The sequence below is a fragment of the Winogradskyella sp. R77965 genome (assembly GCF_044594915.1).
Classification (GTDB): Bacteria; Bacteroidota; Bacteroidia; order Flavobacteriales; family Flavobacteriaceae; genus Winogradskyella.
This window is the reverse complement of record NZ_CP138990.1, coordinates 3,150,973-3,171,882: the sequence shown is the minus strand read 5'-3', so window position 1 is coordinate 3,171,882 and position 20,910 is coordinate 3,150,973. Positions and strand designations below refer to the sequence as shown.

The 20,910-nt window shown below is 32.8% G+C and carries 16 protein-coding genes; 9 read left to right on the top strand and 7 right to left on the bottom strand.

The window, feature by feature from the left end; all coding sequences use genetic code 11:
• The first annotated feature begins 127 nt into the window (after positions 1 to 127).
• Both SJY34_RS14130 and yihA read left to right on the top strand, forming a co-directional pair.
• Positions 128 to 892, top strand: a complete 765-nt coding sequence (locus SJY34_RS14130; protein WP_400076715.1) for an alpha/beta fold hydrolase — start codon at positions 128 to 130, stop codon at positions 890 to 892.
• Between the two features lie 93 nt (positions 893 to 985).
• Positions 986 to 1,600, top strand: a complete 615-nt coding sequence (yihA, locus tag SJY34_RS14125; RefSeq protein ID WP_400076713.1) for a ribosome biogenesis GTP-binding protein YihA/YsxC — start codon at positions 986 to 988, stop codon at positions 1,598 to 1,600.
• 5 nt (positions 1,601 to 1,605) lie between these two features.
• Here yihA and SJY34_RS14120 read toward each other — a convergent pair whose 3' ends face one another.
• Together SJY34_RS14120 and SJY34_RS14115 are read right to left on the bottom strand one after the other, a co-directional pair.
• On the bottom strand, positions 1,606 to 2,700 hold the full coding sequence (locus SJY34_RS14120; RefSeq protein WP_400076711.1) for an ABC transporter permease: 1,095 nt from the start codon (positions 2,698 to 2,700) through the stop codon (positions 1,606 to 1,608).
• Positions 2,701 to 2,708: 8 nt separating this feature from the next.
• Positions 2,709 to 4,886, bottom strand: a complete 2,178-nt coding sequence (locus SJY34_RS14115) for a carboxy terminal-processing peptidase (RefSeq protein WP_400076709.1) — start codon at positions 4,884 to 4,886, stop codon at positions 2,709 to 2,711.
• A 169-nt stretch (positions 4,887 to 5,055) separates the two neighbouring features.
• On the opposite strand from SJY34_RS14115, the gene surE reads away from it, so the two are divergent.
• The 4 genes from surE to SJY34_RS14095 are packed head-to-tail and all read left to right on the top strand — an operon-like array spanning position 5,056 to position 9,516.
• Positions 5,056 to 5,838 carry a 5'/3'-nucleotidase SurE gene (surE, locus tag SJY34_RS14110; RefSeq protein WP_400076708.1) on the top strand — a complete coding sequence of 261 codons (783 nt, stop codon included), beginning with the start codon at positions 5,056 to 5,058 and terminating at the stop codon, positions 5,836 to 5,838.
• Positions 5,839 to 6,948: a lipid-A-disaccharide synthase gene (lpxB, locus tag SJY34_RS14105; RefSeq protein WP_400076706.1), complete on the top strand. Its 1,110-nt coding sequence runs from the start codon at positions 5,839 to 5,841 to the stop codon at positions 6,946 to 6,948.
• 1 nt (position 6,949) lies between these two features.
• Positions 6,950 to 7,459 carry a C40 family peptidase gene (locus SJY34_RS14100; RefSeq protein ID WP_400076704.1) on the top strand — a complete coding sequence of 170 codons (510 nt, stop codon included), beginning with the start codon at positions 6,950 to 6,952 and terminating at the stop codon, positions 7,457 to 7,459.
• Positions 7,460 to 7,488: 29 nt separating this feature from the next.
• On the top strand, positions 7,489 to 9,516 hold the full coding sequence (locus tag SJY34_RS14095) for a ComEC/Rec2 family competence protein (protein WP_400076702.1): 2,028 nt from the start codon (positions 7,489 to 7,491) through the stop codon (positions 9,514 to 9,516).
• 4 nt (positions 9,517 to 9,520) lie between these two features.
• Here the strand turns inward: SJY34_RS14095 and SJY34_RS14090 are convergent, their stop codons facing one another.
• From SJY34_RS14090 to SJY34_RS14075, 4 genes are all read right to left on the bottom strand, one after another.
• Positions 9,521 to 10,081: a thioredoxin family protein gene (locus SJY34_RS14090; protein ID WP_400076700.1), complete on the bottom strand. Its 561-nt coding sequence runs from the start codon at positions 10,079 to 10,081 to the stop codon at positions 9,521 to 9,523.
• Between the two features lie 84 nt (positions 10,082 to 10,165).
• A complete protein-coding gene (locus SJY34_RS14085) occupies positions 10,166 to 11,950 on the bottom strand; it encodes a peptide MFS transporter (RefSeq protein ID WP_400076698.1) in 1,785 nt (594 codons plus the stop codon).
• A 74-nt stretch (positions 11,951 to 12,024) separates the two neighbouring features.
• On the bottom strand, positions 12,025 to 13,584 hold the full coding sequence (locus tag SJY34_RS14080; protein WP_400076696.1) for a peptide MFS transporter: 1,560 nt from the start codon (positions 13,582 to 13,584) through the stop codon (positions 12,025 to 12,027).
• 19 nt (positions 13,585 to 13,603) lie between these two features.
• Positions 13,604 to 15,844, bottom strand: a complete 2,241-nt coding sequence (locus tag SJY34_RS14075; RefSeq protein WP_400076694.1) for a S9 family peptidase — start codon at positions 15,842 to 15,844, stop codon at positions 13,604 to 13,606.
• Between the two features lie 139 nt (positions 15,845 to 15,983).
• Between SJY34_RS14075 and SJY34_RS14070 the strand changes: the two genes are divergently transcribed.
• Genes SJY34_RS14070 through SJY34_RS14060 form a run of 3 tightly spaced genes read left to right on the top strand, consistent with a single transcriptional unit; the run spans position 15,984 to position 18,630 of the window.
• A complete protein-coding gene (locus tag SJY34_RS14070; protein ID WP_400076692.1) occupies positions 15,984 to 17,285 on the top strand; it encodes a hydroxymethylglutaryl-CoA reductase, degradative in 1,302 nt (433 codons plus the stop codon).
• 53 nt (positions 17,286 to 17,338) lie between these two features.
• Positions 17,339 to 17,698 carry a GIY-YIG nuclease family protein gene (locus tag SJY34_RS14065; protein ID WP_400076690.1) on the top strand — a complete coding sequence of 120 codons (360 nt, stop codon included), beginning with the start codon at positions 17,339 to 17,341 and terminating at the stop codon, positions 17,696 to 17,698.
• The gene (locus SJY34_RS14060; protein WP_400076688.1) at positions 17,695 to 18,630 is read left to right on the top strand and encodes a GYDIA family GHMP kinase; all 936 of its coding nucleotides are present in this window, start codon (positions 17,695 to 17,697) and stop codon (positions 18,628 to 18,630) included. The genes SJY34_RS14065 and SJY34_RS14060 overlap by 4 nt, the downstream gene beginning before the upstream one ends.
• A 65-nt stretch (positions 18,631 to 18,695) precedes the next feature.
• Here the strand turns inward: SJY34_RS14060 and SJY34_RS14055 are convergent, their stop codons facing one another.
• Positions 18,696 to 20,855 carry a SurA N-terminal domain-containing protein gene (locus SJY34_RS14055; protein ID WP_400076686.1) on the bottom strand — a complete coding sequence of 720 codons (2,160 nt, stop codon included), beginning with the start codon at positions 20,853 to 20,855 and terminating at the stop codon, positions 18,696 to 18,698.
• Positions 20,856 to 20,910 lie beyond the last annotated feature (55 nt).

The following is a 20,910-nucleotide window of genomic DNA, read 5'->3' as shown; positions in this document are numbered from 1 at the left end:
AGTGGTAAGTTTTTGAAGAATGTTTAAAACTATAGCCACTTGAAAAAAATTGATATTTTCAGCATTATATTTATATTCTAAAGGATTTAGTTATATTTGTTTTTAACACTTAAGCACTAACGCATACATGGCACACCTTTTAAAAAAAGAAAAGGATTATAGATATATTGAAGTCGGAGAAGGTACACCAATTATTGTGTTGCATGGATTAATGGGTGGACTCAGTAATTTTGATGCAGTTACAAATTACTTCGGTTCTAACGGCTATAAAGTAATTATACCAGAGCTGCCAATATACACCATGTCTTTGCTCAAAACCAACGTAAAAAGCTTTGCGAATTATTTAAAAGATTTTATTGAATTCAAAGGTTTGGACAAGGTCATTTTACTAGGAAATTCTTTAGGAGGTCACATAGGGTTATACCACACAAAATTATATCCAGAAAAGGTTAAAGCACTTATAATAACAGGAAGTTCTGGACTTTACGAAAGTGCGATGGGAGGTGGCTATACTAAACGAAGCGATTACGAAGTCATAAAGAAAAAAGCACAAGATGTTTTTTACGATCCTGCAGTTGCTACCAAAGAAATTGTAGATGAAGTTTACGAAACAGTAAACGACAGAAATAAACTTGTTAAAACTTTAGCCATTGCTAAAAGCGCCATTAGACACAATATGGCGAAGGATTTACCAAAAATGAAAACTCCAGTTTGCATTATTTGGGGAAAAAATGACAATGTCACTCCGCCAGAAGTTGCAGAGGAATTTCATGATTTATTACCAGATTCCGAATTACATTGGATAGATAAATGTGGGCATGCAGCAATGATGGAACATCCAGAGGAGTTTAATACTATTTTGAATGCTTGGTTAGAAAAAAGAGACTTCTAAAAGGTTTAACTCTTACAAAACCTCGAAGACACAAAAATATAGTTTATCTAAAAGTTTAATTTAAAAAGATTCCTGCTTTTGTAGGAACTGAGGATGAAAATAAAATCAGCTGAATTTGTTATTAGTAATTCTGAAGTGGCAAAATGTCCCAAGAATAACTTGCCAGAATACGCATTTATCGGAAGAAGTAATGTCGGTAAATCGTCTTTGATAAACATGCTTACCGATAGAAAAAGTCTAGCCAAGACTTCCGGAAGACCTGGTAAGACACAACTGATTAATCACTTCGTAATAAATGATAGCTGGTATTTGGTAGATTTACCTGGTTATGGCTATGCTCGTGTTTCGAAAACATCAAAAAAGAAATTTCAGAAGTTTATTACCAATTATTTTGAGCAACGCAAGCAGCTGGTGTCTGCATTTGTATTAGTTGATATTAGACATAAACCTCAGCCAATCGATTTAGAATTTATGCAATATTTAGGTGAAAGCGGTATACCTTTTGGTATTGTATTTACTAAAGCTGATAAATTAAAACCTTTGGCTATTGAGCGTCATGTCAATGACTATTGTGAGGAATTACTTAAGACTTGGGAAGAGCTTCCTCTATATTTTGTGACTTCATCTTCTAAACACATTGGCAAAGAAGAGCTCTTAGAGTTTATCGCAAATACCAATGAAGAAATTGAGCAGCTTAGAGCTGAATAAGCTTATTAAGTTTTAACGTCTAATGCATCTCTTAATGCATTACCAACTAACATAAATGCCATTACTAAAAGCATAATACAAAGACCAGGAATCAATGCTAAATAAGGCTTTCCTAAAATAATATAATTATAGTGGTCTTTTATCATTGCACCCCAACTTGCCATTGGCGGTTGAGCTCCAATTCCTAAAAAGCTTAATCCACTTTCAATTAAAATTGCTGCTGCAAAATTAGCAGCTGAAATTACAATTAATGGCCCGAATATATTTGGCAAAATATGCTTAGTAATAATTCTGTAATCATTGTAACCCAATGCTTTTGCCGCAGTTACATATTGCATTTCTTTGGCACTAATAATTTGTCCTCTTACGACTCTGGCCACCTCTACCCACATTGTTAAACCAACAGCAATAAAGACTTGCCAAAAGCCTTTACCTAAAGCTAAAGTAATAGCAATTACTAACAACAACGTTGGGATTGACCACGTAATATTAATAATCCACATGATAAAAGCATCAATCTTGCCACCATAATAACCAGCTATACTTCCCATTAATAAACCAATAACTAAAGAAATAAAAACGGCGACAAAACCAATAAAAAAAGAGATACGAGAGCCAATTAAAATACGGCTTAAATAGTCTCTTCCGTATTTATCTGTACCAAAGATGAAACTTCTTGTGTCGATATAACTTTTATAATCTTTATCAGGAAACCTGATTAATTTAATTTGCTTTTCCATGCCTTGTAATCCATCGGAAGCATATTCTATATAAGTAAGCGCATTATCGTTTGCTGAGTATGATTGAATTGGAATTTCGGTATCAGTGTTGTTTTTTCCAAAGAATAATTTAGAAAGGAAATTTTGATCAGATTCAATTCCAGAAGGAATAGTAAGCATTTGCACCTCAAAACCAGGCGACTTAGAATGAATAGGTAAATGCATCTGATTAGCATTCTTCGAAGCATCTGGTGCAAATAGATATGCAAAAATTGAGATTAAACCGATGCAAGCAATAATTCCCAAACTAAAAACGCCCCAAAAGTTTTTTTTAAACTTTTGAAGCGCTAATCTTGTAAGTGAATTATTTTGGTTTCCCATTTATAATTTTAGTTCTTCACCGAATTCGCTACTTTATTTTTTATGGCATATGTCATCTTTAAATCATTAAGCACGTTTAAAGCTTCTTCAATGTATACATCTTTAGCTAAAGCTAGATGCCAGCGTCTTCGTTTTTCTTGCAAAACTGAATCTTGTTCCATCAACTTTATTTCATATGGTAGAGAATTAAAAGTCAGATCTGTTTTATATTCAGAAAGCTTTTCGAAACGTTTAGCCTCCTCTTCATTTAACTCCATTTCCTTCTTATAATCATTATAATTCAATGAATAAGACTCTCTATCTCTTATTTTTTTTACCCATTTTGCATTTGCATCAATAAGTTTTAATTGTTCGTTAACTGCCATTCTTTCCTTACTCTTACTTATTGTAGTATCGTAGTCGAAATAGTTTTCCCATACACTATAATCTGCCGCATCAATTTTATCCCAAGGCAGCGGATTTTCTTGATCTTTTTCACCAATGTTAATATAGCTATAACGATCTGGAACAACAACATCACTCTTAACTCCTTCTAACTGAGTAGAACCTCCATTAATTCTGTAAAACTTTTGCGTAGTAAACTTCAAGGCTCCCATGTCGCCAGTAGTATTATTTCTTACCATACGATTTAAGTCAAATACTGTTTGAACAGTACCTTTACCGTAAGTTTGCTTACTTCCAATAACAATACCTCTTTTGTAATCTTGCATTGCAGCAGCTAAAATTTCTGAGGCAGAAGCAGATAATTCGTTTACTAAGATCACCAATGGACCGTCCCAAACAATAGATTTGTCTTTATCTCTAAGTACTTCTTTCGCTTCTCCAGTAGTTTTAACTTGTACAATAGGTCCTTCTTCAATAAACAAACCTGCTATATCAACGACGGTTTGTAAAGATCCACCTCCATTATTTCTTAAATCGAGTACAAGTCCTTCTACACCTTGTTTTTTAAGACGTAATATTTCTTGCTTAATATCAGACGCAGCATTACGCTTGTTGTAATCTTCAAAATTGATATAGAATTTTGGTAGATTAATTAAACCGTAAGTTTTTCCATCTTTTTCTACAGTAGATGATTTTGCATAAGTCTCTTCCAACTCTACAATATCTCTAGTAATAGATATATCCTCAACAGTACCATCAACTTTCTTTAATGTTAATGTAACGACTGTTCCTTTTGGTCCTTTTATAAATTTAATTGCATCATCTAAACGCATGCCTACAACATTTAGAGCTTCTTTTTCATCTTCTTGTCTTACCTTTAATATTTGGTCACCAACCTCCAACTCATTGGCTCTCCACGCTGGCCCTCCACTGATAATTTCATTAACCATGATACCATCCATTTTCTTTTGTAGACGTGCTCCAATGCCTTCGAAATTTCCAGACATGTCTCTATCAAAACGCTCTTTGTCTTCTGGTGCGAAATAAAAAGTATGAGGATCAAATTCTTCGACAATAGCATTCACATATACCGAAAACCAATCTGTACGTCGTCTGTCATCTATATAATCATAAAGCTCATCAAGTGATTTTTTTGTTGCTTCTCTTGCTTCAGCTTCAATAGCTTTTAAAGATTTTTTAACCTTAGATTTTGGTTTTTCATTTTCAGAAGTGAATACACTTTCAGGAAGGTTATTAGATTCTAAATTTAAATCACGCTGTGCAATTGCGTCATCATAGTTCGCAATAGTAGAAAACTTAAGTTGTTGTCTCCAACGTTCTTTCATTTCGCGTTTATCATTGACGTATTCTAACTTTTCATAATCTGCTGAATATTCTTCATCCTTAGAAAAGTCGAATGGTTTTTCTAAAATATTAGTATAAACCTTCTTTGATTCTGCTATACGTTGTAATAAACGCTCATGTGTGAAATTGAAGAAAGACACATCGTAACCTTTGATTTGGTCGTCTAATTGGTTTTTATAAGCCGAGAATTCTTTGATATCTGAAGCATAAAAATAACGTTTAAAAGGATCTAAATTATTTAAATACTCTTCAAAAACATTAGCCGAAAAATCGTCATTTATATCTTGTGGATCAAAATGTCCTTGATCTAAAAGATAGGTGATCAACTGAATTAATAGTTTATCCTTATCTGGATTATCAAACTTTTTACTTGTAAAACTACATGAGGCAAATGCTATTAACAATGCAAGTAGTAAAAATTTATAATTCCCCTTCATTTTTTTCTTTTTTTAAATTGTACTAAGTAGGCCATGAATATTGCACTAAAATAGAAGAAAAAACCGTGCCATAAAAAATAGAGGCACTAATTTTTTGTTAAAGGTCATATAATCGATGAAACGCAAGCTTTTTTAGTATTTTTACCACATTATGTATAATTTTTATTAGATGTATAAACGTCCATTAATTTTAGTTACCAATGACGATGGTATTACTGCTCCGGGAATTAGAACCTTAATTTCCGTTATGAATACTATTGGAGACGTGGTTGTTGTGGCACCAGATAGCCCACAAAGTGGTATGGGACATGCAATAACAATTGACTCAACTTTACATGTAGAAAAAGTAGTAATTGACGGAAATCAATCCGAATATAGTTGTTCTGGCACACCAGCGGACTGTGTAAAATTAGCTGTAAGAGAAATCTTAGATAGACGACCAGACATCTGTGTCTCTGGTATAAATCATGGCTCAAACTCCTCAATAAATGTCATTTATTCTGGTACTATGAGCGCGGCATTGGAAGCTGGAATTGAGGGAATACCTGCCATTGGATTTTCATTACTGGATTATAATTGGAATGCTAATTTTGAGCATTGCAAACCTTTTATTGAAACGATTACCAGAAATGCTCTTGAACATGGCATTCCAGAAGGTGTTGTGCTTAACGTTAATCTACCCAAACTCGAAGAAAAAGATATTAAAGGCATTAAAATATGCCGACAAGCTCGTGCAAATTGGGAGGAGAAATTTGATAAACGTACCAACCCAATGGGACGCGATTACTATTGGCTAGCTGGGAAGTTTGTAAATCTAGATAATGGAGAAGATACTGATGAATGGGCTTTAGAACATGGTTATGTATCTGTTGTTCCTGTTCAATTTGATATGACAGCTCATCATGCTATACAAAACTTGAATACTTGGAATTTGAAAAAGACTCTGAAATAAATGAAGTACTATATCATTGCTGGTGAAGCTTCAGGTGATTTACATGGTTCTAACCTAATGAAAGCATTGTTAAAACAAGACGAACAAGCTGATATTAGATTTTGGGGTGGAGATCTTATGCAAGCTGCTGGTGGTAAGTTGATCATGCATTATAAAGAACGTCAATTTATGGGTTTTGTTGAAGTTATTTTTAACCTCAGAAAAATAGCTAAGCATATGAAATTTTGCAAAACTGATATAGAAGAATTTCAACCAGATGTCATTATTTTTATTGATAATTCAGGGTTTAACCTTCGCATAGCAAAATGGGCAAAAGCGAGAAACTATAAAACACATTATTACATTTCTCCGCAAGTTTGGGCATCTAGAGCTGGAAGAGTTGAAAAAATAAAGCGCGACATAGATGCCATGTATTGCATTCTGCCGTTTGAAAAGGAATTCTACAAGACCTATAATTATGATGTTCATTTTGTTGGTCATCCACTAATTGATGCTATTGCTAATAGACCTCAAGTAGAAGAAGCAAATTTTAAAAAAGAACATAATTTAAGCGATAGACCTATTATCGCTTTACTTCCAGGAAGCCGAAAACAAGAAATCACTAAAATGCTTGGTGTAATGTTGAGTTTGGTCAATGACTTTAAAGATTATCAGTTTGTTATTGCTGGTGCTCCGAGTCAAGCTTTTAGTTTTTACAAACCTTTTATAAAGCAAAATAATGTTCATTTTATTGCTAATAAAACTTACGATTTATTAAGTATATCTACTGCTGCTTTAGTGACTTCTGGGACAGCAACTTTAGAAACTGCGTTGTTTAAAATTCCACAAGTAGTTTGTTATAAAGCGAATGCTATTTCGTATCAGATTGCTAAACGTATTATCACTTTAAAGTTTATTTCTTTGGTAAATTTAATTATGGATCGTGAAGTGGTTACGGAATTGATTCAAGGAGATTTTAATAAAAAGCGTTTAAAAAAAGAATTAAGCTCAATTTTAGATTCTAAAAAGCGTGAGCAATTATTTTTAGATTACTACGAATTAGAACAAAAACTTGGTGGCAGAGGTGCAAGTGATAAAGCTGCAGAATTAATTTACAATGCTGTTATATAACATGAAGCGAATATTACCTATTCTATTCCTACTATTGATTGTAAGTAATTGCAAATCCAAAAAAAACTACACCAATAAGGAAAAACAAAGCCATACCGTAAAAGTTAACACAACTGCAGAACCTACTGAGGAAGCAGAAACCATTGTAAAGTTTGCTAAAAAATTTGAAGGCACACGTTATAAATATGGTGGCACCACAAAACGTGGTATGGACTGCTCTGGTTTAATCTATACAAGTTTTAAGGAACATGATATCAGTCTACCAAGAACAACTTCTGGCCTAAAAAGTACAGGAGATTGGATAGATGTTAAAGAAGTTAATGTTGGTGATTTACTGTTTTTTGCAACTAAAAAAAACAACCGAAACGTTAACCATGTTGGCATTGTAACCAATGTAAGAACCGGAAATGTAGAATTTATCCATGCCTCTTCAAGCAAAGGAGTTATGATATCCTCTTTAGCCGATAAGTATTGGTATTTTGCTTTTGTACAGGCGCGACGTGTATTGTAATCTTTTTCTTATATTAGTAACTCATACTCATGAAGTTACTAAATTTCACCATCATAAAACTTACCATTTGTTTGGTTATTGGAATTGTATTAGCACATTATGTTAATATTAGTTTCAACATCATTTTATATTCAACAATTGGTTTAGTTGTACTTATCGGTCTTTATTGGCTTCTTTTAAAAACTAAAATTGATAGGCTACCATTTTTTGGATTGTTGACTTATCTCTGTATGATTGGAATTGGAATGTCTTCTTACAACATTCAGAATGAAAAACTGCAACTTCATCATTACACAAATCTTAATTCCGAAGATTTCAATTCTATAACTTTTAAAATTAAAGAACGTTTAAAACCAGACAATTACAATAATAAATATATTGTTTCTGTAAACTCTTTTAATAATCAAAATGCTTCTGGTCAGTTATTAATCAACATAAAGAAAGACAGCTTATCAAAACCATTAGCTGTTGATGATTTATTATTTACATCTTCACAACTACAGATAATTCAAAAGCCTTTAAATCCTCATCAATTTGATTACAGTAAGTATTTAGAATTGAAACAGGTTTATCACCAGTTATACCTAAAGCAAGACGATTTATTGTTTCTTTCAAACTCAAAAACTACTATTTACGGTTATGCTGACCAATTAAGAACCCAAATTAATATCAAACTCATTGAAGCAGGTTTTAAAGACAATGCACTTAGCATAATGAATGCTTTATTACTTGGTCAACGACAAAACATTGATAAAACAATATATAATAATTATGTGAATTCTGGAACAATTCACATTTTAGCAGTCTCTGGCCTTCATGTTGGGATACTTTTATTGATTCTCAATTTTTTATTTAAGCCGCTCCTCCGCTTAAAGTATGGTAATTATATTAGACCAATTGTTTTAGTCATTATACTGTGGGCTTTTGCGGTAATCGCTGGTTTATCACCTTCAGTAACCAGAGCAGTTGCAATGTTTAGTATTATTAGTGTTGCGATGCATCTAAAACGACCAACTAATATTTATAATACTCTAATCATCTCCGCATTTGTTATTTTACTTTTTAAGCCGACATTCTTGTTTGAAGTTGGTTTTCAAATGAGTTATTTGGCTGTTTTAGGTATAGTAAGTGTTCAACCTATTATATATAGACTTTGGAAACCAAAATACTGGGTTTCAGATAAACTCTGGCAGATTTTTACTGTAACATTAGCCGCTCAAGCCGGTGTTGTCCCTATCAGTTTATTTTATTTTCATCAGTTTCCTAGTTTATTTTTTATTTCTAATATTGTTGTTATTCCGTTTTTAGGTTTAATTCTTGGTATAGGATTATTAGTTATTGTTTTAGCACTAATGAATACTTTGCCAGATTTATTAGTATTAGCTTATAGTTTTATTATAGATAGCTTAAATGCCTTTATTGCTTGGGTTGCTCAATTTGAAGACTTTCTGCTTCGTGATATTCCGTTTACGATTCTTCAAGTTGTATGTTCATATTTTATAATTGTAGCATTGGTTCAAGTTCACAAACACAAGAATTTTAAATGGGTTGCGATAAGCTTGGTTGGACTGCTTTGTTTTCAAAGCATATCATTTTATAACTCTTATAAAGCTCAAGGTGATGCTTTTATTGTTTTTAATAAAAGTCGTTTTTCTATGATTGGTCAAAAACACAATAATGAATTATTAGTTCATCATAATTTAGATTCAGTAAAGCAAAAGACTGATAATGTTATAAAGAATTTTGTCGTTGGCGAAACCATCGATTCCATTTTAATTAGTGATTTAAAATCAGTTTATCAATTCAAAAAGAAAACGCTTTTAGTAATAGATAGTTTGGGAGTTTATAAAGGCATTTCATTTCAACCTAACTATGTTCTACTAAGAAATTCTCCTAGGCTTAATCTCAATCGTGTTATTGATAGCCTAAAACCAGAGCAAATTATTGCAGATGCTAGTAATTACAAATCTTACGCAAAACGATGGAAAGTTACTTGTAAGCATAAAAAAATCCCTTTCCATTACACAAATGAAAAGGGAGCTTTTATAATTGAATAAAACGTTACTCTTTAAAAGTCGGCTTGAATGATTTATAGTATTCATTAAACTGTTCTTGCGTAGTCATTTCCTTATGCTTATCACTTTGAAACAGCTTTAAATACAGTTCTAATTGTTGTGGTTTTAAGTATCCTGTTACAGGTGTAATAAAATTAGCCTCTTCATCAAAAAACACCATAGTCGGATATGCTCTCACTTTAAGATATCTCGAAAACTCATGAGCACTATTTCTTCGATTCGCTTTTGTAGCATCGTAATTTGGGTTACCAAAAGTCTTATCCTTGTATGTTATGCTATCATTACCCTCTGCATTAAACTTTACCGCGTAAAAATGTTCATTCACATAATTGGCTACATCTTCGTTACCAAAAGTGTTCTTATCTAGCATTTTACATGGTCCACACCAATTGGTATAAACGTCCATAATTATCTTTTTAGGTGCAGTTTTCTGAAGCTCAATAGCTTCTTCTATCGTTACCCAATTTATTTTTCCTTCTACTTCTTTATCAGCAGGCTTAAAAGAAGCTAGCAATACTATAATTAATAAATATCCTAATTTTTTCATATCTGATTTGTTGCAAAATTTGGGCCTAACTTACAAAAAATGCTCCTTTAATAGGAGCATTTTTGAGTTATTTTAACGATTTCACTAGCGTACTCCGTGCATTAAACGCTTTAATGTTTTATTCAATAAAATTGAAATAAACCCAACACCAATAGGTATAAGTGTAAATATTAGGAAGAAAGTTCCCATTGAATATTCTTCCGAAATTTTATCAATCATTCCTCCCATTTTTCCTGCAGCTTTTTGACCTACGGCAATTGCCAAATACCAAACCCCAAACATAAAACCAATCATTCTAGCTGGCACCAATTTACTTAAGTAGGATAAACCAACTGGAGAGATACATAATTCTCCCATAGTGTGTAAAACATAAGCAAATACTAAAAACATCATACTTACTGAAGCTGTTTTAGCACCAGAAGGTATATCTGAAGCACCATAAGATAATATTGCAAATCCTAGACCTAAAAGGATCAGTCCAATTCCGTACTTCATTGCCGCACTAGGATTGTATTTACTTTCCCACCATTTAGAAAATAAAGGTGCAAGTGTTATAATAAAAAATGAATTTAATATTGCAAACCAAGATGCTTCAACTTCTGTAATATCTGCAGATAGTTTTACATATAATCTATACACTACTAAAATCCATAAACCTAAGAATGCTATAGCTAACGTAATATTAGATAAACCTATTCTGGAAAAAGTCTTCTTAGCAAGTAACCAAAGTACCCAAGTTATAATAATCAAAGGTATTGTTGTTAGTAGTGTGTCAATGATACTAAATATAGTACCTGCACTTCCCTCTAAAGTACGGTCAGTAAAGTCTCCGGCAAACAATGCCATTGACCCTAAAGACTGTTCAAAAAACGCAAAGAAAAAGACCGTAAATACACCAAAAATTGAAACTGCAATAATTCGATCTCTTACTATAGGTACATATCTTATTATCCTACTAACCAAGAGTATTAAGAAAAGAAATAAAGCAATTAATACAACAACGTTGGTTCCACTTACATCACCAATTTCAAATGGTAACATATTAGTATCACCTATTTTCTCCATCGGATCATTAAAGAGGTACAACAATCCTCCAATTGAAGATAGGACAATTAGAACTTTGTCAAATACTGTGAACGGATTTAATTTTTCATTAATTCCTGCTTCTTCTTGTTCAGTTGGGCTTTCTTCATTTATGTTTTGTGGTATTTCAACTTCATGAACTAAAGATGGTTTTGCACCAATACTTCCAAATAAAGGACCAGCCAACCAAAATTGTAAACATCCTAATAACATAAAAATTCCAGCAAGACCAAAACCCCAAGACCATCCGTAAGTTTCACCTAAATAACCACAAAGTAGCATTCCAAAGAATGCACCTGAATTTACTCCCATATAAAAAATAGTATAAGCACCATCTTTTTTAGACTCTTTGCCTTTATACATCTCGGAAATAATAGAGGTAATGTTAGGTTTAAAAAAACCAGTCCCTATAATTAATAAAGCTAAACCAATATAGAATGTCATTGTTGTTTCTAGTGCCATTGATGCATGTCCTAAAGTCATAATAACACATCCAATCACAACTGCCATTCTGTAACCGGTAATTTTATCTGCTATCCAGCCACCAACAATTGGAGTTAAATATAACAAAGATGCGTAAGTACCTATTAAAGATAAAGCGTGTTCACTAGACCAATCTAAACCGGGATTATCACCAATAAGTGGAGCTGTTAAGAAATAAACTAATAAAATACGCATTCCATAGAATGAGAAACGCTCCCACATTTCAGTAAAAAACAGCACAAATAGTCCCGCAGGATGCCCAATAACTTTGTCTTTAAATAGGTTTTCGATATCAGTATTCATAAATTAAGAGTATTTAGTTAGGAGAAAGAAACCCTTACAAATAGATTTTGCAAGGGTTTGATTATAATATTTTATTAATCGTCAGCTAATTCGAAACCTTCGGTTTCGTCATTGTGCATAATCCGTTCATTATCCTCAGCTCCATGAGTTAATCGCTTAAGTGGCTTTAGTAACAGAATTACTAATAATCCAAAGATTACTGTAAATATTGTAATTCCTGAGAAAATTGCATACTCACCAAATTCTGATGCAGATTCACCAATAACTCCTGCCACTTTATTTCCTAAACCTGTCGCTGCAAAGTAAACACCCATCATTAATGAGGCATATTTTACTGGAGCTAACTTTGTAATGAATGACAAGGCAACAGGTGAAGAACATAACTCACCAATAGTATGAAATAAATAAGCTAAAACCAACCAGTACATTGCAGAACTTCCTGTAGAGTTAAATTCTGAAGCTGCAAATATCATAAAAACAAAACCAAGACCCATTATCATAGTACCAACGGCCATTTTAAATAATGAAGATGCTTCTTTTCCTTTAAGCTTACGTTTTGCCCAATAACTTGCAACTATTGTTGCAAATATGATTATAAAACCTGCATTTAAACCTTGAAACCATGTTGCAGGAACTTCCCATCCAAACAACATTCTATCGGTATTGGTTTTTGTATAAATACTCATTAAACCACCAGCTTGCTCAAAAGCTCCCCAAAATACAATAACAATTAAAAAGGATAATAAAAGCACTAAATAGCGGTCTTTAGAAACCTGTGTTTCCAAATTCTTATAAATCATCATCATAATTCCTGCTACAACTGCAATAAAAATATACAATGCTGTATATCCCCAACTATCTACTCCTTCATAAGTGAAACCAGCATATACTGCATAGGCTATAATTAATGCTACAATACCTAAATTTACTGGTGACTTAAATAAATCACCAAGTAACTTAAGAATAGAAACATCATTCTTTTTGTCTTCTGCAGTTGGTTTATTTCCAACATTAATTAAGAATTTCTGTCCATATAGATAAACCATTAAACCGAATAACATAGCAATACCTGCAAGTCCAAATCCGTAGTGCCATCCAATCTTTTCACCTACATAACCCACAATAAATGTTGCTAAAAGAGAACCTAGATTAATACCTATATAAAAAATACTAAATCCCTTATCTCTTCTAATATCTCCTTGTTTATACAAACCACCAACCATAGTAGAAATGTTTGGTTTTAACAATCCAACACCCAATATAATAAGTGCTAAACCTGTATAAAATGCCCACATTTCATCTACTGCTAGTATCCCATGACCGGCTACTAAAATTAATGCGCCATATAACACAGCTTTCTTTTGCCCCAAAACTTTATCTGCAATCATACCTCCTGGTATTGACATTACATACACTAACATTGTGTACCATCCATAAAGCATAATAGACTCTGAATCTAACCATCCTTTACCTGGATTATCAGCGGTGGTTTTCTGTACTAAATAAAGTGTTAATAAAGCTCGCATCCCATAATAAGAAAAACGTTCCCACATTTCCGTAAAGAATAATACATAAAGCCCTACTGGATGCCCAAAAAGTTCTTTTTGATGTGATTGTTTAATTGCTGTTGACATATAATTTATTTTAGTTAGTTTATCCTTTAATCTTAGAAGTAGCATCTTCCTTTTTATCATTCTTCTCTAGTTTATCACCTAAAGTTCTATTGATGAAATTCGTCATCTTTTTATATAGATGAAGTCTTGTATTACCACCATAAATACCATGATTTTTATCTGGATAAATCATCCATTCAAACTGCTTATCCGCCTGAATTAAAGCTTCAACCATACGCATGGTATTCTGTAAATGTACATTATCATCACCTGAGCCATGAATCAACAAGAAATCACCTTTTAATTTATCGACATGGTTTATTGGAGAGTTTTCATCATAGCCACTTGGATTTTCTTGTGGAGTTGTCATATAACGTTCTGTATAAATTGTATCATAAAACCTCCAACTCGTTACAGGTGCCACAGCAATAGCCATTTTAAACACATCGTTGCCCTTAAACAAAGCGTTACTACTCATAAAACCTCCATAGCTCCAACCCCAAATTCCTATTCTGGTTTCATCTATATATGGTAAAGCACCTAATTTCTTCGCAGCTGCTATTTGATCTTCTACCTCGTATTTACCTAATTCGTTTTGCGTTACTTTTTTAAAGTCTGCACCTTTAAAACCTGTTCCTCTTCCATCCACACAAGCTACAATATAGCCTTGTTGTGCTAACATTTGATACCAGTAATCATTTGTACTATTCCAGCGATTTGCTACTTGCTGAGAACCTGGACCAGAATACTGATACATAAATAGTGGATATTCTTTAGTAGCATCAAAATCCGCAGGCTTAATCATCCACATGTTTAGGTCATTGTCGTTAATATTTATGGTACTAAACTCTTTTTTAGATGTTACATAATCGCCAACTTTTTGAGCCAGTTTATCATTATCCTTAATGCTTTTTACAACTTCACCAGACTTAGCACTATTGAGTGTATATTCTTGTGGTGTTGTTGCGCTAGAATGTGTGTTAATAAAATAGGTGAAATCTGCGCTAAAAGACGCACTATTTGTCCCATCTGTTTTAGTTAAACGCTTTTTGTTTTTTCCGTTCAATTTAATGGAATAAACATCCCTATTAATAGATCCGTTTTCAACTGACTGGTAATAAATTGTATTTGCTTTTTCATTAAAGCCATAATAATTAGTCACTTCCCAATCACCATTTGTCACCTGATTAATTAACTTTCCATCTTTAGCATAATGATAAATGTGGTTATAACCATCTTTTTCACTCGTCCAGATAAAACTATTATCTTCTAAAAAAGTAAGGTTAAAAGTTACATCTATGTAAGCTTTATCTTCTTCTGCTAATACTAAATTAGAGGTCATGCTTTTAGTATTTATCATCCAAAGATCTAATTCATTCTGATGACGATTCATATACTGCGCACTTAAGACATTAGCATCATTTGTCCATTTTATTCTTGGAATATAAAAATCTTGGTAAGCTTTATCAACTTTAAGTGTTTGTGTCTTATTAGAATTTAAATCGTATAAATGTAAAGACACTTTAGAATTTGCCTCACCTGCTTTAGGATATTTAAACACTTGCTGGGTTTGATATAGGTCTGAACCAAAAACATCCATCGAAAACTCAGGCACTTCAGTTTCGTCAAAACGGATAAATGCAATTTGATTGCTATCGGCATTCCAATCAAAAGCTCTTACAAAACTGAATTCTTCTTCATAAACCCAATCCGTAATTCCGTTTATAATTTTATTCTTTTCTCCATCATTTGTAATCTGCTCTACTTTATCAGAAACTAAATCTTTTACATAAAGATTATTTTCAAAACCATATGCGATTTTAGTTCCATCTGGTGATAAAGTTGGTTCTTGCACTAAATCGTCAGACACTTTTTTTACGCTTTTTGAAGCAATATCGTAGATATAAAATTCGCCTAAAGTAGATCTCCTAAAAACAGGAATAGACTTCGTAGTTAAAATTACTTTAGATTCATCATCGCTAAAGCTATAATCAAAAAAACCTTGAATCTCTGCTATATCTGCAGATGACACCAAGGTCTTTACTTTTTCTAAAGTTTTATAATCATAAATATCAATGGAAGCTGTTCTATTTTGCCTATCGAAATTTAATACTGAGTACTGTTTGCCATTCTTCATTGAGTGCAAGGCTTGCATGCCTTCAGTTCTAAATGAACCATTCCAAATATCTTCGAGAGAAATCTGTTTTACTTGACAATAAATTAAAGAGGTTGTTAAAAATCCTACAATGGCAAAGAAGTGTCTAATATTCATATATTTCATTTTTCGATACAGCATGCCAAGTTTACTAAAAAATATGCAAAAAGTAGGTATTATTAACAGTAAATCCGCAATTAATGATAGTAAATGCACGCATTTTATGCCAATCCTAAGTATCTTTGTATTTTAAACTAAACTAAATATGCCAAACGCTATTTCTGGCTTTTCTAAGCTCACGAAATCTGAAAAGATTGAGTGGCTTTTAGATTCTTATTTTACTGATAAAGAAACCGCGCGTCAACTTGTAAAGCAATATTGGAATACTGATAAAAAACTTCAGAAGTTGCACGATGAGTTTATCGAAAATACAATCACTAATTACTATCTACCACTTGGTGTTGCACCAAATTTTTTAATCAACAATACATTGCACACAATACCAATGGCCATTGAAGAAAGCTCGGTAGTTGCAGCGGCTAGTAAAGCTGCAAAGTTTTGGTTTGATCGCGGAGGTTTTAAAGCTGAAGTAATTTCCACAACTAAAATAGGTCAAGTTCATTTTACTTATAACGGCGATTTTGAAAAACTTAATGCGTTTTTTGAAATCGTAAAACCAAAATTGGTTTCTGATACCTCAGATATCACTAGAAATATGAAACGAAGAGGTGGTGGTATTTTAGATATTGAACTACGAAACAAATCCGAAGAGTTAAAAAACTACTATCAACTGCATGCTACTTTTGAAACCTTGGATGCCATGGGAGCGAATTTTATTAATTCGTGTTTAGAGCAATTTGCAACTACTTTTAAAACCGAAGCTAAAGAAAATTTGGATGGTGATTTAGATATAGTGATGAGCATTCTTTCTAACTATGTTCCTAATTGTTTAGTTAGAGCTGAAGTATCTTGTGAAATTGAAGACTTAAAAAGTAAAGACATTACCAATCCAGAACTATTTGCTCAAAAATTTAAGCAAGCCGTTAACATTGCAGAAATTGAACCATTTAGAGCTGTTACCCACAATAAAGGCATTATGAATGGTATCGATGCTGTTGTTTTAGCTACAGGAAATGACTTTAGAGCTGTGGAAGCTGGTGTACACGCTTATGCCTCTAGAAATGGGAAATATTCAAGTTTAACACATTGCTCTATTGATAATAATATTTTTAAATTTTGGATTGAAATTCCGTTAGCGTTGGGAACTGTAGGTGGATTAACGAGCTTACATCCTTTGGTAAAATTCTCATTAGAAATGCTCGAAAAGCCATCAGCAAAAGATCTTATGCAAATTGTTGCAGTTGCGGGTTTAGCTCAGAATTTTGGAGCTCTAAAATCATTGACTACCACAGGAATACAAGAAGGGCACATGAAAATGCACTTAATGAATATTTTAAATCAGTTTGAAGCTACAACAGAAGAGAAAAATCAAATTGTAGACCATTTTAAAACCAATGTCGTAACACATAGTGCAGTTGTTGAGGCTATTGAAAATCTTAGGTCCTAATACTATAAATATACTGGTGGCTGAGCGTAGTCGAAGCCACACTAAAAACAAAAATGCCAAAAGGATTCGTTTACATATTAGAATGCTCTGACGGTTCTTACTATACAGGAAGTACTATTGATATTGAAATTCGTTTGTCTCAACACAACGACGGCAAAGGTGCTAACCATACTAAAAAAAGATTACCTGTTAAACTTGTTTACCTTGAAGAGTTTCAAAGAATAGATGATGCTTTTAATAGAGAAAAACAAATTCAAGGTTGGAATAGATTAAAGAAAGAAGCTTTAATTCAAAATAAATTTGAAGAGTTAAATAAACTATCTGAATGTAAAAATAGTAGTCACTACAAAATGTGGCTTCGACTACGCTCAGCCACCGAAGACCAGCAATCATTAATTAATAAGAAACTTTGAATTCAAAACCCAAAACATATCGAAGCAACGGAAAATTATTACTTACCGCAGAGTATGTGGTTTTAGATGGAGCCAAAGCATTAGCTATACCCACTAAATATGGCCAAAGCTTGTCTGTTGAAGCCAATGATTCTAATACTATAATCTGGAAAAGTTTTAATGAGTTAGGAGACCTTTGGTTTGAAGATGAATTCTTAATTACTAAGGCTTCTAATAGACTCACTTTAAAAGCCAAAAACTATACTGATATTTCCAAAAGATTAATTCAAATCTTAAAAGCAACTTACAATTTAAATCCTGAATTTTTAAATTCTAAGCAAGGTTATAATATCAAGACGCATCAAGACTTTAATAGACTTTGGGGTTTAGGCACATCTTCTACCCTCATTAATAATATTGCAAACTGGGCTCAAATTGATGCTTACAAACTTTTAGAAAAAACCTTTAAAGGCAGTGGTTATGATATTGCATGTGCACAAAATAATACTCCTATAACTTATCAATTAAGATATAGTCAAAAACCATTAGTTGAAGCTATTGATTTTAATCCAAATTTTAAATCACAACTCTATTTTGTATACCTCAACCAAAAACAGAATAGTAGAGATGGTATTGCTTCTTATAGAAAGAAGGGTCGTATAGATGCGCAAATTATTAATAGCATTAATGAGCTTACGGAAAATATGATTGGTAGTGCGTCGTTATTGAAATTTGAAAACATCATTAACAAGCACGAAGCCATCATTTCAAAACTCATAGATCAAAATCCGATAAAAGATAGGTTATTTAAAGATTTTAAAGGCTCAATAAAAAGCTTAGGTGCTTGGGGAGGTGATTTTGTATTGGTGGCTTCTGCAGATAATCCAACCGATTATTTTACATCTAAAGGATTTGAAACTATTATTCCTTATACTGAAATGGTTTTAAACTAAAAATGGCTTCACTCCCGATAGTTATCGGGACTGCAAAGCCATTCTCTAATATTATTTAAAGCTAATTAGTAAACCGTCTTAGCTCTATTATCTTCAATATCCGCAGCTTTTTCCAATGCTTGATATACTTTATTCTGTACTGCAGCTTTACGCTCTGTATTCAATCTATTCATTATAGCTTGATAGTTATCTAGCTTTGTCGCCTCATTCACTTTAGTCACTTCGATAACATACACTCCTTTTTCACCATCAATTGGCTTAGAAGTTACACCCTGAGCCAAACCAAATGCTGCACCAACAACTTTAGGCTCTACACCTGCTCCTGAAAGCGTTGTGTTTTTTATCGTAACAGCAGCAGCTGTTCTAGGACTCTGAGCATTGTTTTTAGCAATCTCATCTATAGAAGTTGCAGTGATTTTATCGCGAATCATTTTCGCTTTCTTCTCTATGCGTATTTCTGGTATTGCTGTAATTGAAGCATCTTCTACACTCATCAATCCTTCTTCATTTTTTTCAACAAGCTTCGCAACAATAAATCCAAATCCTGAAACTGGGAAATTCTTAAAATCACCAATATCAGTATCCTCATCAAATGCCCAACGGACAACTTCTCTCTGACTTCCTAAACCAGGAATGTTTTCATCTAATTCTTTGAATGTAATAGGTTTTACAGCTAATTCACGTTCTTTAGCTAATGCATTGAAATCACCACCTTTTGCAGCAATTTCAAACTTAGACATATCGTTAAATACTTGGCTAAGTGTTTCTTCAGATGGTTCAATTTTATCTGCTAAAGTTGCTATTTTTATAGCCTTGTTAAAACTCTTTTGCTCTAGTATCTCGATAATGTGATAACCAAAAGACGTTCCTACTACCTCAACATCACCTTTTTTATTATCAAAAGCAAACGCCTTAAATTCTGGTGCCATACCAGCATTGTAATCAAACTCAATTACACCTTCTTTTTCATTACTCACTTTATCAGAAGACAATTCTAATAAATCCAAAAACTTAGTCCCACTTTTTATCTTAGCTAAAATGCTATCTGCTGTTGTCTTTGCTTCTTCTGGTGTTTTAGTGACAGTTGCATCTGCTCTTGTTCCACCAATGTAAGGAATTAAGATATGACGGACCTTAACAGAGTCTGCCAATTGTTTCGCATCGATAACTTTAGATAATTTAAAGTATTCGCCATCCTTATATGGCCCATAATATTCACCACTGTTTAGATTTAACAGGGTATCTTTTGCTACTGCCGGCAACTGAGCATTTCTTAAAAAAGCATCATTATACTTAATGTCTGAATTAGAATTAATAAATTCTTCGAGATTATCAGTAGAACTAAAACCAGGAATTGTATCTGTATTCTTGCTACTTTCGTTATACTCTAATCTGTCATTTTTTAATGCTAATAAACCAGCTTTAATTTCATCTTCATCTGCTTTAGAAGCTTCTTCCTTAAACTCCACGTATACAACTTCTCTACTTTCATCTACCTCATACTTCTCTTTGTGCTCTTTGATATAACTGCTAATTTCACTTTTAGATACTTTTACCAAACTATCTGCAATACTTGTGTAAGGTAATTGCACATAACGCATATCTACTGTTTTAGCATCACCAAAATAATCATCCTCTGCTTCGGAAATTGTAGTACTTATACCAGCTTTAATCATATTGTAATAAGTCTGCTGAATAGCATTTGCTGCAATATTCTGCTCATTATTTGTCCACACTTCATAATTAACGCTAATAGGCTGTCCACCTGTAGTAAGCGTAGATACTTCCGGGCTTATATCTTTTAAATTAGAAATGTATGCATTTAATCGATTTACATCAAAAATTCCATTGGCATCCTGAAATTCAGGATAAGACGAAAAACTATTTTTTAATAAATCTCTCATTTCATCCTTTTCAACCGATAAGCCTAAGGTTTCAAACTCTGATTCCAATATGATTTTACGCAACTCTTGATTGTAAATTACATTCATGGATTGCGTAGAAGTTTGTCTTCCACCAGATCTATCTTGGTAGTTTTTTACTTTCTGCTGAAAATCAACTCGGTTAATATCCTTACCGTTAATTGTAGCCACAACATCTTGTGATCCACCTGTTAAAGCATCAGAATTTTTGAACAAATCACCAATTACAAAGGCGAATAATGCCATTGCAATTACTAATATAAGTACTAGTGAACGTTGTCTAATTTTATTTAAAACTGCCATAGTTTATTTGTTTGGTATAAATAAGTCTGCGAAAATAGTATTTTCTACTAAATTA

Excerpts from the sequence above, each read along its gene's own strand:
- SJY34_RS14115 (WP_400076709.1), bottom strand. The coding sequence starts at position 4,886 with ATGAAGGGGAATTATAAATTTTTACTACTTGCATTGTTAATAGCATTT.
- SJY34_RS14085 (WP_400076698.1), bottom strand. The coding sequence starts at position 11,950 with ATGAATACTGATATCGAAAACCTATTTAAAGACAAAGTTATTGGGCAT.
- SJY34_RS14055 (WP_400076686.1), bottom strand. The coding sequence starts at position 20,855 with ATGGCAGTTTTAAATAAAATTAGACAACGTTCACTAGTACTTATATTA.
- SJY34_RS14120 (WP_400076711.1), bottom strand. The coding sequence starts at position 2,700 with ATGGGAAACCAAAATAATTCACTTACAAGATTAGCGCTTCAAAAGTTT.
- SJY34_RS14090 (WP_400076700.1), bottom strand. The coding sequence starts at position 10,081 with ATGAAAAAATTAGGATATTTATTAATTATAGTATTGCTAGCTTCTTTT.
- SJY34_RS14065 (WP_400076690.1), top strand. The coding sequence starts at position 17,339 with ATGCCAAAAGGATTCGTTTACATATTAGAATGCTCTGACGGTTCTTAC.
- SJY34_RS14095 (WP_400076702.1), top strand. The coding sequence starts at position 7,489 with ATGAAGTTACTAAATTTCACCATCATAAAACTTACCATTTGTTTGGTT.
- SJY34_RS14100 (WP_400076704.1), top strand. The coding sequence starts at position 6,950 with ATGAAGCGAATATTACCTATTCTATTCCTACTATTGATTGTAAGTAAT.
- yihA (WP_400076713.1), top strand. The coding sequence starts at position 986 with ATGAAAATAAAATCAGCTGAATTTGTTATTAGTAATTCTGAAGTGGCA.
- surE (WP_400076708.1), top strand. The coding sequence starts at position 5,056 with ATGTATAAACGTCCATTAATTTTAGTTACCAATGACGATGGTATTACT.
- SJY34_RS14080 (WP_400076696.1), bottom strand. The coding sequence starts at position 13,584 with ATGTCAACAGCAATTAAACAATCACATCAAAAAGAACTTTTTGGGCAT.
- SJY34_RS14075 (WP_400076694.1), bottom strand. The coding sequence starts at position 15,844 with ATGAAATATATGAATATTAGACACTTCTTTGCCATTGTAGGATTTTTA.
- lpxB (WP_400076706.1), top strand. The coding sequence starts at position 5,839 with ATGAAGTACTATATCATTGCTGGTGAAGCTTCAGGTGATTTACATGGT.
- SJY34_RS14130 (WP_400076715.1), top strand. The coding sequence starts at position 128 with ATGGCACACCTTTTAAAAAAAGAAAAGGATTATAGATATATTGAAGTC.
- SJY34_RS14070 (WP_400076692.1), top strand. The coding sequence starts at position 15,984 with ATGCCAAACGCTATTTCTGGCTTTTCTAAGCTCACGAAATCTGAAAAG.